Origin of the sequence: Affinundibacterium amnicola (genome assembly GCF_014284275.1) — a bacterium.
Lineage (GTDB): Bacteria > Pseudomonadota > Gammaproteobacteria > Burkholderiales > Burkholderiaceae_D > Undibacterium > Undibacterium amnicola.
In genome coordinates this window covers 353,987-368,005 of record NZ_JACOFU010000001.1, presented here as the reverse complement: position 1 = coordinate 368,005, position 14,019 = coordinate 353,987, and the positions used below count along the sequence as shown (strand labels likewise).

Annotated in this window: 12 protein-coding genes and 1 tRNA gene; 3 read left to right on the top strand and 10 right to left on the bottom strand. The window is 43.6% G+C overall.

Annotated elements, in window-relative coordinates; all coding sequences use genetic code 11:
* Window positions 1-20: 20 nt before the first annotated feature.
* The 6 genes from pheS to H8K33_RS01610 form a co-directional block, all read right to left on the bottom strand.
* Window positions 21-1,037, bottom strand: coding sequence for a phenylalanine--tRNA ligase subunit alpha (pheS, locus tag H8K33_RS01635; protein WP_186889231.1), 1,017 nt, complete (start codon window positions 1,035-1,037; stop codon window positions 21-23).
* A gap of 409 nt (window positions 1,038-1,446) precedes the next feature.
* Window positions 1,447-1,806 carry a 50S ribosomal protein L20 gene (rplT, locus tag H8K33_RS01630; protein ID WP_186889230.1) on the bottom strand — a complete coding sequence of 120 codons (360 nt, stop codon included), beginning with the start codon at window positions 1,804-1,806 and terminating at the stop codon, window positions 1,447-1,449.
* 28 nt (window positions 1,807-1,834) lie between these two features.
* Window positions 1,835-2,032 (bottom strand): 50S ribosomal protein L35, encoded by a 198-nt coding sequence (rpmI, locus tag H8K33_RS01625; RefSeq protein ID WP_038493025.1) that lies wholly within the window; start codon window positions 2,030-2,032, stop codon window positions 1,835-1,837.
* A gap of 199 nt (window positions 2,033-2,231) precedes the next feature.
* Window positions 2,232-2,768, bottom strand: a complete 537-nt coding sequence (gene infC, locus H8K33_RS01620; RefSeq protein WP_186889229.1) for a translation initiation factor IF-3 — start codon at window positions 2,766-2,768, stop codon at window positions 2,232-2,234.
* Window positions 2,769-2,812: 44 nt separating this feature from the next.
* Window positions 2,813-4,720 (bottom strand): threonine--tRNA ligase, encoded by a 1,908-nt coding sequence (thrS, locus tag H8K33_RS01615; protein WP_186889228.1) that lies wholly within the window; start codon window positions 4,718-4,720, stop codon window positions 2,813-2,815.
* A gap of 221 nt (window positions 4,721-4,941) precedes the next feature.
* A tRNA-Val gene (locus H8K33_RS01610) sits at window positions 4,942-5,018 on the bottom strand.
* Window positions 5,019-5,213: 195 nt separating this feature from the next.
* Between H8K33_RS01610 and H8K33_RS01605 the strand changes: the two genes are divergently transcribed.
* Complete coding sequence (locus tag H8K33_RS01605; protein WP_186889227.1) at window positions 5,214-6,176, top strand: cation diffusion facilitator family transporter; 963 nt, start codon at window positions 5,214-5,216, stop codon at window positions 6,174-6,176.
* 7 nt (window positions 6,177-6,183) lie between these two features.
* Here the strand turns inward: H8K33_RS01605 and H8K33_RS01600 are convergent, their stop codons facing one another.
* Complete coding sequence (locus H8K33_RS01600) at window positions 6,184-6,978, bottom strand: spermine/spermidine synthase domain-containing protein (protein ID WP_186889226.1); 795 nt, start codon at window positions 6,976-6,978, stop codon at window positions 6,184-6,186.
* A gap of 2 nt (window positions 6,979-6,980) precedes the next feature.
* Window positions 6,981-7,541: a DNA-3-methyladenine glycosylase I gene (locus H8K33_RS01595; RefSeq protein ID WP_186889225.1), complete on the bottom strand. Its 561-nt coding sequence runs from the start codon at window positions 7,539-7,541 to the stop codon at window positions 6,981-6,983.
* A 67-nt stretch (window positions 7,542-7,608) separates the two neighbouring features.
* Between H8K33_RS01595 and H8K33_RS01590 the strand changes: the two genes are divergently transcribed.
* Both H8K33_RS01590 and H8K33_RS01585 read left to right on the top strand, forming a co-directional pair.
* Complete coding sequence (locus H8K33_RS01590) at window positions 7,609-9,258, top strand: S41 family peptidase (RefSeq protein WP_186889224.1); 1,650 nt, start codon at window positions 7,609-7,611, stop codon at window positions 9,256-9,258.
* 112 nt (window positions 9,259-9,370) lie between these two features.
* Entirely contained in the window at window positions 9,371-9,883 is a 513-nt protein-coding gene (locus H8K33_RS01585) for a peroxiredoxin family protein (RefSeq protein ID WP_186889223.1), read from the top strand.
* Between the two features lie 180 nt (window positions 9,884-10,063).
* Here the strand turns inward: H8K33_RS01585 and lon are convergent, their stop codons facing one another.
* Window positions 10,064-12,469: an endopeptidase La gene (lon, locus tag H8K33_RS01580; protein ID WP_186889222.1), complete on the bottom strand. Its 2,406-nt coding sequence runs from the start codon at window positions 12,467-12,469 to the stop codon at window positions 10,064-10,066.
* Window positions 12,470-12,703: 234 nt separating this feature from the next.
* Window positions 12,704-13,969, bottom strand: a complete 1,266-nt coding sequence (gene clpX / locus H8K33_RS01575; RefSeq protein WP_186889221.1) for an ATP-dependent Clp protease ATP-binding subunit ClpX — start codon at window positions 13,967-13,969, stop codon at window positions 12,704-12,706.
* Window positions 13,970-14,019 lie beyond the last annotated feature (50 nt).

Here is a 14,019-nt window from a genome sequence, read left to right as displayed (position 1 = left end):
GCCTCTGCGGCTAATTGTTTTTAGTTAAACTGCTTCAAGAATCGCAGATCACCCTCGTAAAACAGGCGCAAATCGCTCACGCCATAACGCAGCATCGTTAAGCGCTCTAAACCTGAGCCAAATGCGAAACCGATATATTGTTCAGGATCGAGACCCATGTTTTTAATGACAGATGGATGCACCTGACCTGAGCCAGAAATTTCTAACCAACGCCCTTTTAAAGGACCACTGCCGAACGCGATATCGATCTCTGCCGATGGTTCAGTGAACGGGAAATACGATGGACGGAAACGCACTTGCAAATCATCTGTTTCAAAGAAGGCTTTCACGAAATTCAGATACACGCCTTTCAGATCAGCGAAGCTGATGTCTTCGGCAATCCACAAGCCTTCGACTTGATGAAACATCGGTGAATGCGTGGCATCGCTATCGACGCGATATGTACGACCCGGTGCGATCACTTTAATCGGCGGCTTGTTCATGCGTGCATAACGTACTTGCATAGGGCTGGTGTGCGTACGCAGTAGCAAAGGCTTGCCAGACGTGTCGTTACCTTCGACATAGAAGGTATCTTGCATAGAACGTGCAGGATGATTTTCTGGACTGTTTAAAGCGGTGAAGTTAGTCCAATCGTTTTCAATTTCTGGACCATCAGCCACATCAAAACCTATCGAACGGAAGATTTCCTCCACACGCTGCCAAGTACGCATCACTGGATGGATACCGCCCATGCCATGACCACGGCCTGGCAAAGTCACGTCAATCGCCTCAGCATTCAAACGTGCTTCCATTTGCGCATTGGCTAATGCATCACGGCGGGCAGTTAGAGCATTTTCGATTTTTTCTTTGGCGACATTAATTACCGCTCCCTGAACTTTACGTTCGTCTGGAGCAAGCTTGCCCAGGCTTTTCATTTGTTCAGTAATTTGGCCAGATTTACCTAGGTACAAAGCCTTGGCATTTTCCAAAGCAGCAGCATCTGGTGCCGCTGCAAAATCAGCGATAGCTTGGGTGACAATTTGATCTAAGGGATTCATGCGATTTTTTCCCACTTCGTGTGGATGATAGAAAATTACGAGTCTCGATATTTAACTAAAGTATCAACATACAAAGCAAAAAAAACTAACCGCAGAGACGCAGAGTACGCAGAGAAAAACATTTGCTTTCTCTGCGTACTCCGCGCCTCAGCGGTTCAAGCTTTTGACTTGTACAGCTTGAATACCACAGTCTCGTAGGGCGGGTGCAACCCGCACCGCCAAGCCATCGAGTATCTGAGCAGCGCGGGTTGCACCCGCCCTACAACACAAAAGACTCACACAAAATAAACTGAACGAAGTTAGATTATTTTGTATAAGCCCTCCAGAAAAACAAACGGGGCACAGGATTGAACCTCTGCCCCGCTCATATTGCAGCTTCGCATGCAGCGAAACTACAGACTATGACTAATTAAGCAGCCAAAGTCGTTTTTACTTGATTAACAATCGCAGCAAATGCTGGTTTGTCCATCACAGCCATGTCAGCCAACACTTTACGGTCGAGTTCGATGTTCGCTTTTTTCAAGCCATTCATGAACACACTGTAAGTCAAACCATGTTGACGAGATGCTGCATTGATACGCGTAATCCACAATGCGCGGAATACACGTTTTTTGTTACGACGATCACGGTATGCATATTGACCAGCGCGCATAACTGCTTGCTTAGCAATACGGAATACCTTACTACGACGACCACGATAGCCTTTGGCTAAATCGAGAACTTTCTTATGACGGGCACGAGCGGTAACCCCACGTTTTACTCTAGGCATGATAACTCCTTAAAATAGTGAGTAGAGGTTAAGCTGTTGGCATCATGCGCATGACTGATGTTACGTCAGACGCGTTGATGTTACGGGTGCCACGCAATTGGCGTTTGTTCTTAGTGGTTTTTTTAGTCAAGATATGGCGCTTGAAAGCATGACCACTCTTCACTGTTCCACCTGGGCGTACACGAAAGCGCTTCTTTGCAGAGCTCTTTGTTTTCATTTTAGGCATAACATCTCTGTCTTTTACGACAGCTCCTTTTTATATGATGGTAGGTGGCAACAATGACGTTACTCTTGGATGCCTACTTCTCACTTAGTTTGGGCTTGAAATCGAGTCCAATGCCCTTTGTGAGAATCGCGAATTTTACAACTCTCGACTTCCACAAATTCTTTACATTTGCATGGCGGGTTACAACCCGCCCTACAAATCATTTCTTCTTCTTAGGCGAAAGGATCATAACCATTTGGCGTCCTTCCATCTTAGGAAACTGTTCAACCTGACCGTAAGGCTCAAGATCGAGTTTCAAACGCTCTAACATGCGCATACCAATTTCTTGATGTGCCATTTCACGTCCACGGAAACGCAAAGTAATTTTTGTCTTATCGCCGTCATCCAAGAATTTGGTCAAATTACGTAACTTAATGTTGTAATCACCATCATCTGTACCTGGACGGAATTTTACTTCCTTGACCAAAATAACCTTTTGCTTCAGCTTGGCTTCGTGCGCCTTCTTCTGCTCTTGGTACTTAAATTTGCCGTAATCCATCAATCGGCAAACAGGTGGCTGCGCCGTCGGCGCGATTTCCACCAAATCTACTTCGGCCTCTTCGGCTAAGCGAAATGCTTCACTTAATTTAACAATGCCTAAAGGCTCGTTCTCAACGCCGGACAGACGCACTTCTATCGCTGTAATCTCGCCGTTGATGCGATGTGACTTATCGGTAGCTATCTTAGTTTCCTTCAAAAATTTAAATAAACAGGCTGTGCTTTTTTGCGGGCAAAAGCTGGTTAAGCCTTGGTTTCCAAGTCGTTTTTAAGGCGATCCAAGAAGGCTTCCTGAGTCATTACACCCAAGTCCAGATTACCGCGCGTACGCACAGCCACTGTATTTGCATCCCGTTCTTTATCACCGACTACGATGATATAAGGCAATTTTTGCATAGAATGTTCGCGTATTTTATAGGTAATCTTCTCATTACGCAAATCTGTATGTACTCTAAAGCCTTGTTTTTTCAGGTTTTCTGCGACAGATTTCGCATATTCGGCCTGAGATTCAGAAATATTCAAGACCGCAACTTGCACAGGAGCTAACCAAGTTGGCAAAGCGCCAGCATGATTTTCGATCAAAATACCAATAAATCTTTCCATCGAACCAACAATCGCACGATGCAACATCACTGGCACTTTGCGCGAATTATCATCTGATACATATTCCGCATTCAAGCGACCAGGCATAGAAAAATCGACCTGCATAGTACCGACTTGCCATGGACGACCGAGACTATCTTTTAAATGATACTCAATTTTAGGACCGTAGAAAGCACCCTCACCTGGCAATTCTTCCCAAGTCATGCCGCAATTACGCAAAGCAGCGCGCAAAGTATCTTCAGCTTTATCCCAAATTTCTTCAGAGCCGATACGATTTTCAGGACGCAAGGCCAACTTAATTTGAATATTTTCAAAACCGAAGTCGTCATACACCTTCATCGCTTGTGGATGAAAGGCCATCACTTCATCTTGAATCTGATCTTCAGTACAGAAAATATGACCATCATCTTGCGTAAAGCCGCGGACGCGCATAATACCGTGCAAAGCACCAGAAGGTTCGTTGCGATGACATTGACCGAACTCACCGTAACGCAATGGCAATTCACGATAACTGCGCATATTCGAATTAAAAATCTGCACATGACCAGGGCAGTTCATCGGCTTCAAAGCGTAATTACGATTTTCAGACTCTGTACTGAACATATTTTCGCGATAGTTTTCCCAATGGCCGGTTTTTTCCCACAAAGTACGATCCAAAATCTGCGGCGCTTTGACTTCTTGATAGCCGCAATCTTGATAAACCTTACGCATGTATTGCTCAACCTGCTGCCAGATCGTCCAGCCCTTTGGATGCCAGAAAATCAAACCTGGCGCTTCGTCCTGGAAATGGAACAAATCTAAAGTTTTACCCAATTTGCGATGATCGCGTTTTTCTGCCTCTTCCAGCATATGCAGATACTGTTCTTGATCTTCTTTCTTCACAAATGCTGTGCCGTACACACGTTGCAACATTTCGTTTTTAGAGTCACCGCGCCAATAAGCTCCAGCCAATTTCATCAACTTAAATACTTTAAGTTTGCCAGTTGATGGCACGTGAGGACCGCGGCACAAATCTGTGAAATTACCTTCAGTGTACAAAGACACATCTTGATCTGCAGGAATCGATTCTATGATCTCCGCTTTGTAAGCTTCACCGATAGACTTAAAGTAAGCAACCGCCTCATCACGCGGCAACACTTTGCGAGTGACTAGCTCATCTTTCTTCGCCAATTCCGTCATTTTCTTTTCAATCGCCACCAGATCATCCGGTGTAAATGGGCGCTTGTAAGAAAAATCGTAGTAGAAACCGTTCTCGATCACAGGACCGATAGTCACTTGCGCCTCAGGGAACAATTCCTTAACTGCATACGCCAATAAATGCGCAGTCGAGTGACGAATCACTTCCAAACCATCGGCATCTTTGTCGGTGACAATCGCTAAATCGGCATCAGCTTCAATCAGATGTGAGGTATCGACCAACTTGCCATTGACTTTACCAGCCAAGGCCGCTTTCGCTAAACCCGTACCGATGCTGGCGGCAACTTGAGCCACCGTAACAGCGGACTCGAATTGTCGTTGCGAACCATCGGGCAATCGAATTGAAATCATATTCATCTCCATACGGGCCTAAGCCAAAAAATTACAAGTTTAAAATTGGAACAAATCTTTAGACGAAAAAAAACGCGGACTAGCCGCGTTTTTCTGAATACTTCAAAGACGAAAAAACACCTCGACTAGCGTCGCTCACAAAGGAATGTGATCGTAGTTCGCGGTGTCATAACCATGGTGCCTTTCTCGCTCTTACAAAGTACTACATTTTTACTAAATTCTGGTGGGCGGTGCAGAATTCGAATCTGCGACCCCTTGGATGTCGACCAAGTATTCTAACCAGCTGAACTAACCGCCCGAAGAGCCGAGACTATAGCAAACATCGCCGCAATCGTAAAGTGCTTTTTAGTGCTTTTGCACAAAACCAAACTCGAAGCTCGATGCATTGATCTCCAAACGGGACTTAGAATCCATCATCTCGGCTCCACCTTTACCTGCCTTGAGCGCATAAATCCCTTACAATGCGGCATCTATCACACGACACCATTTGCACATGCCTCACGATTCACACATTCATAAGAAGCAAGATACGCAAGACAAAAGCGCGCATTTGCATGCACATAGACATGGTGATGCAGAGCATCAACATTACTTTGCCGATCGCAGTCAATCAATATTGGCATGGGCATTAGGCTTAACCTTATTTTTTGCTGGTGTCGAAGTTGTATTCGGTTTTTTATCCAATTCTTTGGCTTTAATATCTGATGCAGGTCATATGGTGACCGATTCAGCTGCACTTGGACTCGCACTTCTCGCACAATTAATCGCTAAGCGCCCACCAACAGCAAGACACACCTTCGGTTTCGGTCGCTCAGAAGCACTAGCGGCTTTTGTTAATGGTCTAATCATGCTAGGCGTAGTCGCCTGGATCAGCTTTGAGGCCTTACAAAGACTTGCATCGCCAGAGAAAGTACAAGGTGGCATCGTCATGATCGTTGCTGCAATTGGTTTGGCAATCAATATCATTGTCGCTTGGGTTTTATCGCACGACAAAGAAAGCATGAATACACGTGCGGCATTAATTCATGTTATGGGCGATTTATTAGGATCGCTAGCCGCCATCATTTCTGGTGCCATTATTTATTACACAGGCTGGATGCCAATCGATCCTATATTGTCAATTTTCGTATCTCTACTTATTTTAAAATCGACGATCAGTGTCCTCAAAGAATCCTTCCATTTCCTCATGAAAGGTGTGCCACATCAGATCAATTACATACAGATCGGTAACGACCTAGAAGCAACGCCAGGTGTCGCTTCGGTCCATGACTTACACGTTTGGGATATGTCGCCTGGTCAACCAGCGTTAATCGGACACTTAGAGATTGATGATCTAAGCGCCTGGCCGCGAATTTTAGAGAGCATTAAGAAGATGCTGCTGGAAAAACATGGTATCGACCACATCACTTTGCAAGCCGAAGTTTTGCGAGATGACGAGTTCGGCACAGACACATAGCGACATTTCAATCATCTTCACGCAGCATCCAAGCCTTAAGTCCATTAACCCAAATTGGCGCCTGCAATTTGTAGTTAACTCGCAAAATTGCAGCACGTTGATACAAAATCTCAAAGTCAATTTCGGGGGCAGTCTTAAACGCAATCGCGACAACATTAGCGTCATGCACTTCTGGAAGCCAAACCACCACATCAAAAAAGCGCTGCATTGCTTCGATATTTTTTCTACGCTGCACATCATTGGCGAATAAATTCACCGTCATCATACCTTCCGAAGTCAAACAAGCTGCGCAAGCTTCGTAAAATTCAGGGCTATCTAATACCGGCCCTTCTGCCTCTGCATCATACAAATCAACTTGAAGCACATCCATTTTTCCATGGCGCACAGGATTTCGAACATAATCTAAAGCATCCATTTCAAACACTTGCAAGCGCTCATCGTCTTCAGGAAGTTTAAATTGTTCGCGACACATCTTAATCACTTTTGGATTCAAATCTACCGCAGTAACCAAAGAATCCGGAAAATTTCTATAACAAAATTTAGTCAGTGAGGCGGCGCCTAAACCCAGTTGCACAATATGTTTTGGCAGCATATTAAACAACATCCACAGATTCATTTGCTGCACGTATTCCAACTCAATTTGATCAGGAACGGCAAGTCGCATCGATCCTTGAATTGGCGCGCAGCTCACATCAGCATTGATATCACTTGCCAAATGCAAGGAGCGCACGCCTCTAAATTCGGAAACAAAAACATCTGGATGCTCATTCACAGATGTGCTTACTAGGTTTTTTCTTTTCATATTTACTCGGCAAATTTTTCGCGCCATGCACAGTCATGCGCATGATCATTCACCATACCAATTGCCTGCATATATGCATAAATTATCGTCGAGCCGACAAACTTAAATCCGCGCCTCTTTAAATCTTTAGAAATCTGATCTGACAACGCCGTTGTAATAATCCGCTCACCACTATTAACAATGGGTTTACCGTCTACATACGCCCAAAGATAAGCATCCAGTCCACCACAATTCTCAAGTAGTTGCAAATACGCTTTCGCATTTGAAATCGCAGCCAGTATCTTCAATCGGTTTCGAATAATTCCCGCATTTTGCATCAGGCTTTCCACTTTTGCGTCATCATAATTCGCAATTTTTCTAGCATCCCAAAAATCAAAAGCTAAACGATAATTTTCACGCTTATTTAGCACAGTCTCCCAACTTAAACCCGCCTGAGCCCCTTCTAAGTTAAGCATTTCAAACAAGCACAAATCGTCATGACAGGGAATTCCCCATTCATGATCATGGTAGTGCAAATATAAAGGGTTAGCTGGGTTAGCCCATCCACAACGTTGCTTGCTCATATATTTCCAATAGAGTCAAAATGAACCACAATCAAAAAATGAAACGATATCAATACATGTACTAGAAATGCATCCCGAATTCATATGCCTTTTCCTATTAACTTACTATTTTTGTTTTTTAGATACGCTTGCAATCTACGACAAACAAGTTCGATTATACTTCTCAACGAATATTCATAAAAACGAAGAGCAAAATACTCTCAAGAATTTCGACGACGAATACAAAGGTCAAGCGATGTCAAAACAAAAAACAATCCAATTCACCAAGCTATTTGCTACCTTATTCATTGCGAGTTTAAGTGCTTGTGGAGGCGGCGGCAATGGAGGCGGAAGTGACAATCTTAGCCTGTGTAATAATGGAACTGGTGCGTGCTCTGTAACTGGCAACAATAATTCTAATGGCAGCACTGGCAACTCCGGCAATGGGAGTTCAACAGGCTCGACGACAGAAATTGGTTTACCAACTACCTACGCAAATATTTGCACTCCAAGTGTCGAAAAAACTTGGGTTCGCGCTCACCTGCATGACGTCTATTATTGGTATAAACAAATTGTCGAGGTACCCGTAGCCAATTACAGCACACCGCAATCTTATTTCGATGCACTACTTGTAAAACCAAATGACCGCTTTAGTTTTACTGCAGACAAAGATGAAATCGATGGTTATTTTGAGGCGGGTGAAGATGTCAGTTTTGGCTATAAGCTAGTCAATCAAAGTAATAAACTTCGCGTTTCATTTGTCCAACCGAATTCTCCGGCTGACTTACAACAAATTAAACGTGGCGCTCAAATAGTTGGATTAAACGGCGTCCCTATTGAGCAAGTTAATTATGACAATCAAGTTGCTGCACTTTATCCGACAAGTTCACAAACCACCACTAAATTCGAAATCAAAGACAATGGCGCGAGCACCACGCGCATAGTTGAGATGAAGGCCACAAAGGTAACAACAAAGCCCGTTTTACAAAACAAGATCATCACAACGCAAGATAATCGTCGCCTCGGTTACCTTGTTTTTACCGACCATATTGCAACAGCATCCGACCCACTGGTTGAAAGCTTGCGCGAATTTAAACAGCAAGGAATTGACGATCTAGTTTTAGACTTAAGATACAACGGCGGTGGCTATATTTATATCGCCAATGAAGTTGCTTCCATGATTGCAGGCACTAAAGCGCAGGGTCGAGTATTTGAACAACTTCAATATAACGATAAGCATCCTGATTGGACCGCAGAAAGCAAATTTTTCTTCACAAATAAATCACGCTCAGGCCAAGATTTACCGCAATTAAATCTAAGCCGTGTTTTCGTACTAACAAGCGCACGCACATGCTCTGCTAGTGAATCCATCATCAATGGCTTAGCGCCGTTTGTTCAAGTGATAATCATAGGTGGCACCACTTGTGGCAAACCTTATGGATTCAGCCAGAAAGACAATTGTGGCACTGCTTACTTCGCGATCGAGTTTAGCGGCATCAATGATGCAGGAACAGGTGGATATGTGAATGGATTTGCAGCAACATGCCCTGCAAGTGATGACTTAGAAAATGAACTGGGATCTTTAAACGAGCGTCTCTTAGCCAATGCCGCAAGCTATAGTAAATCGGGCGTTTGTGGTGCAAGTGGCTACGTTCCGGCACCGTCATTCAGCATCAGTAGTAGCCGAATCATCGAAATAGACCCACACCCACTGAGAAATAATCGCATTCGAAAGTAAGGAATCATCTATTTTTTAATAAAGCCCTCAAAATGAGGGCTTTTTTTATTTACCCGTAAGTTTTTAGCCTTACTTACGACTAATAATAAATTTCAACTTAGCAAAGATATCTATGTCCAAATTACTTTTGCAGCTATGTACGCTTTTCGTCGTGCTCGCTTTCAATACGAGCACTTTTGCCCAACAAATCAAGGCCACACCTAAGCTCACTTTAATTGGAACAAGCTATAGCGGCAAAAAAATTGACTTACGCAACTTTGCAGGAAAAACCATATTAATAAGTTTTTATTCTGCTGGATGCAGCGTATGTGCGCGTGATCTAAAATTAATGCGAGAATTCTATCGAGATAACAGCAATAAGAATTTTGTTTTGATTGGTGTAAATCTTGACAAATCCAAGGCTGATTTCGATCTGTACACCCAGATAGTTTCCGCAAGTATTCCCAAAAACCAACAATTTCCCTTAATCTGGCGCGGAAATGCAGAGTCAATTGAAGGATTTGGGATTATGACCACAGACCCTACACATTACTTGATTGCAGCGGATGGAAGTTTAAGCTTAAAACGTGAAGGCACATTCAAAGCAGAAGACTGGGATAATTTATGGGAGTCCTTAAACCTATAAAAACAGTATTAAGGTCACATGCGCAACTAATCGCATGAATAACTTCATTACTCACTTCCATTCTCGCTTACGAGTATAAAAAAACCAGACTCCTTACGGAATCTGGTTTTTTATTATCGGCATCGGCCTTTCATCTTTACAACGTAGCTTAGCTCGACGAAAACTCCATGCTCAATGCGTTTAATGCTTGATCGTAGAGGTATCTGCGGCTTCGGCTTTCGCCACCGCAGGAACTGCCATTTCCTCTTCAGTCAACGCTACTGGCTGACGTTCCAAAGCGATCTCTAACACTTTATCAATCCAACGTACAGGAATGATCTCTAACTTATTTTTCACGTTATCTGGAATTTCAGTTAAATCCTTCGCATTTTCTTCAGGGATTAAAACGGTCTTAATTCCGCCGCGATGCGCTGCCAACAATTTCTCTTTCAATCCACCGATTGGGAGCACTTCGCCACGTAGAGTAATTTCCCCTGTCATCGCAACATCAGCACGCACTGGAATACCCGTAAAAATAGAAACCATCGCCGTTGTCATTGCGATACCCGCAGATGGGCCGTCTTTCGGTGTAGCACCTTCAGGTACATGAATATGCACATCAGTTTTTTCAAAAACATCTGCTTTAATACCTAAACGTGCGGCACGACTACGAACCACCGTGCGAGCGGCCTCAATCGATTCTTTCATCACATCACCAAGTGTACCAGTGCGGATAGTTGCTCCCTTACCTGGCATAGATACTGCCTCGATGGTCAACAAATCACCACCAACTTCTGTCCATGCCAAGCCAACAACTTGTCCAACTTGATTTTCTTTGGTTGCGACACCAAAATCATAACGACGGACGCCCAAAAACTTATCCAGATTTTTCGAAGAAATGGTGGCTTTCTTTTCACTTTTCTTCAACAACAACATCTTCACAACCTTACGACAAATCTTGGAGATTTCACGTTCCAATGAACGCACACCAGCTTCACGCGTGTAATAACGAATGATGTCGCGGATCGCAGATTCAGAAACCGAAATCTCTTCTTCTTTCAATCCGTTATTTTTCACCTGTTTTGGCAATAAATAACGCAATGCAATGCTAGCTTTTTCATCCTCTGTGTAGCCCGATAAACGAATCACTTCCATGCGATCCAACAATGGTGCAGGAATATTATATGAATTCGAAGTTGCCACAAACATGACATCTGACAAATCAAAATCAACTTCGATGTAGTGATCAGAGAAAGTATGATTCTGTTCCGGATCTAAAACCTCCAACAGAGCGGATGATGGATCACCACGGAAATCGGCTCCCATCTTATCGACTTCATCTAACAGGAATAATGGATTACGCACACCTGCTTTCGATAAGCTTTGTAAAATCTTACCTGGCATAGAACCGATGTAAGTACGACGATGGCCGCGAATTTCTGCTTCATCACGCACGCCACCCAAGGCCATACGAACAAACTTACGATTTGTTGCACGCGCAATCGATTGACCGAGTGAAGTCTTACCCACGCCTGGAGGGCCAACCAGACACAAAATCGGTGCCTTTAATTTATCAACACGCTGTTGAACCGCGAGATATTCCAAAATACGTTCTTTGACTTTATCCAAACCGTAATGATCATCACTCAATACTTTTTCTGCATTACTCAAATCATTATTGACTTTGGATTTTTTCTTCCAAGGTAAATTCACGATGGTATCAATGTAGTTGCGCACGACGGTGGCTTCAGCTGACATTGGCGACATCATTTTGAGTTTCTTCAACTCATTCATCGCTTTATCGCGAGCTTCCTTCGGCATCTTCGCTGCAGTGATTTTCTTTTCCAGCTCATCAATGTCCGCGCCCTCTTCCCCCTCACCGAGTTCTTTTTGAATCGCTTTAACTTGCTCATTCAAATAGTACTCACGCTGAGACTTTTCCATCTGACGTTTTACACGTCCACGGATGCGCTTCTCGACTTGAAGAATATCCAACTCACCTTCAAGCTGCCCCAACAAATGCTCGAGACGTTTAGCTACACTAAATATCTCCAAGATAACCTGTTTTTGCTCCAACTTCAGCGGCAGATGCGCCGCAATGGTATCTGCCAGACGACCGGCGTCATCTATCCCTGACAATGAGGCTAAAATCTCTGGTGGGATCTTTTTATTTAATTTCACATACTGATCAAACTGCTGCACGATCGCGCGACGCATTGCTTCAACTTCTGCATCTTCACCATCTTCCGCCGCTATTGGCGTCAAATCTGCAATAAAGTGCGACTCAGAATCGGTAATTTTATGAATTCGAGCACGTTGCGCCCCTTCAACCAATACCTTCACGGTACCGTCAGGCAATTTCAACATCTGCAAAATATTAGCAATACAGCCTATTTCATAAATATCTTCAGCCGACGGCTCATCTTTTGCAGCGGCCTTCTGTGCTGCCAGCATAATGCTCTTGCCCTGCTCCATCGCAGCTTCTAATGCTTTGATAGATTTTGGACGGCCGACAAATAATGGGATCACCATGTGTGGGAATACCACGACATCGCGCAAAGGCAATAATGGTAATTCTGTACGTTCAGTAATTGTGGAAGTTGTCATGGCGCACCTTTAAAAAAATACTTTCAATAACTAGATTGGCGCACTAGGCTAAAACTCAAGCCCGTTATCCCAAAAAAACAATAAAAAAAGCCACACAGAGAAATTCCCTGGGTAGCTTTTCGATTGAAGCCAGATATTTCTATTGTTTCAGTAAATTGTACTGCTTATTTATGCGATTCAAAGGAAAAAACCAATGAATCGCTCAATCTTTCGTGAAATCTGTGGCGATGTAACTTAAGCCCCAGCAACCTTTGGCTGCTCGTTATAAATTAACAAGGGTTTACCACCATTATTAATGGTATTTTCATCAATCACGACCTTAGAAACATTCTTCTCGCTTGGCAGCTCGAACATAATATCTAACAAAGCGTGCTCCAGAATGGAACGCAAACCACGTGCACCAGTTTTACGTGCAATCGCCTTCTTAGCGATCGCTTGCAAAGCAGATGGACGTATCTCAAGCTCACAACCTTCCATCTCAAGCAATTTTGCATATTGCTTGATTAGTGCATTCTTAGGCTCGACCAAGATTTGAATCAATGCAGTTTCATCCAACTCCATCAAGGTCGCAATGACTGGCAAGCGACCTACCAGCTCGGGAATAATACCGAACTTGATTAAGTCCTGCGGCTCGGCATCCAAAATCACTTCGCTCGCGCTCTTTTGACTTTCGCTCTTCACGCTTGCACCAAATCCAATGCCGCCCTTTTCTGAACGATCAGAAATGATTTTAGCCAATCCATCAAACGCCCCACCACAAATAAACATGATGTTGGTGGTATCAATTTGAATGAAATCTTGGTTTGGGTGTTTGCGACCACCTTGTGGTGGCACTGACGCCATCGTACCTTCAATTAATTTCAATAAGGCTTGCTGAACACCCTCACCAGACACGTCACGCGTAATAGAAGGATTTTCCGCCTTGCGTGAAATCTTATCAATTTCATCAATATAGACAATTCCCTTTTGTGCACGCTCAACTTCATAATTACAGTTTTGCAGCAACTTCTGAATAATATTCTCTACGTCCTCACCAACATACCCAGCCTCAGTCAAGGTTGTCGCATCAGCGATCACGAACGGGACATTCAACATCCTAGCCAGTGTCTGCGCCAACAAAGTTTTACCAGAACCTGTCGGCCCTACTAGCAAAATATTACTCTTGGCGAGCTCAACTTCGTCTTTTTTGCCGAGGTGTTTTAGTCGCTTATAGTGGTTATAGACCGCCACCGCCAAAATACGCTTGGCCTTTTCTTGGCCGATTACATATTGATCAAGCAATTCTGTAATTTCAACGGGTGTTGGCAGATCGGATTTTGAGGAGGCGATTGGCTCCAATGCACTCATTTCGTCACGAATAATATCGTTACATAAGTCGATACACTCATCACAAATAAACACTGAAGGACCAGCGATCAGTTTTTTAACTTCATGCTGGCTTTTGCCACAAAATGAGCAATAAAGTAATTTTTCGGCGGAGGTACTTTTTTTATCTGACATAATACTTTTTAATAATTTTAACGAAGTAGTCTATGACCGTTATATTACTG

What these genes read in the sequence shown, in the direction of transcription:
- pheS (WP_186889231.1), bottom strand. Translation starts at nt 1,037, where the DNA reads ATGAATCCCTTAGATCAAATTGTCACCCAAGCTATCGCTGATTTTGCA.
- rplT (WP_186889230.1), bottom strand. Translation starts at nt 1,806, where the DNA reads ATGCCTAGAGTAAAACGTGGGGTTACCGCTCGTGCCCGTCATAAGAAA.
- rpmI (WP_038493025.1), bottom strand. Translation starts at nt 2,032, where the DNA reads ATGCCTAAAATGAAAACAAAGAGCTCTGCAAAGAAGCGCTTTCGTGTA.
- thrS (WP_186889228.1), bottom strand. Translation starts at nt 4,720, where the DNA reads ATGATTTCAATTCGATTGCCCGATGGTTCGCAACGACAATTCGAGTCC.
- H8K33_RS01605 (WP_186889227.1), top strand. Translation starts at nt 5,214, where the DNA reads ATGCCTCACGATTCACACATTCATAAGAAGCAAGATACGCAAGACAAA.
- H8K33_RS01600 (WP_186889226.1), bottom strand. Translation starts at nt 6,978, where the DNA reads ATGAAAAGAAAAAACCTAGTAAGCACATCTGTGAATGAGCATCCAGAT.
- H8K33_RS01595 (WP_186889225.1), bottom strand. Translation starts at nt 7,541, where the DNA reads ATGAGCAAGCAACGTTGTGGATGGGCTAACCCAGCTAACCCTTTATAT.
- H8K33_RS01590 (WP_186889224.1), top strand. Translation starts at nt 7,609, where the DNA reads ATGCATCCCGAATTCATATGCCTTTTCCTATTAACTTACTATTTTTGT.
- H8K33_RS01585 (WP_186889223.1), top strand. Translation starts at nt 9,371, where the DNA reads ATGTCCAAATTACTTTTGCAGCTATGTACGCTTTTCGTCGTGCTCGCT.
- lon (WP_186889222.1), bottom strand. Translation starts at nt 12,469, where the DNA reads ATGACAACTTCCACAATTACTGAACGTACAGAATTACCATTATTGCCT.
- clpX (WP_186889221.1), bottom strand. Translation starts at nt 13,969, where the DNA reads ATGTCAGATAAAAAAAGTACCTCCGCCGAAAAATTACTTTATTGCTCA.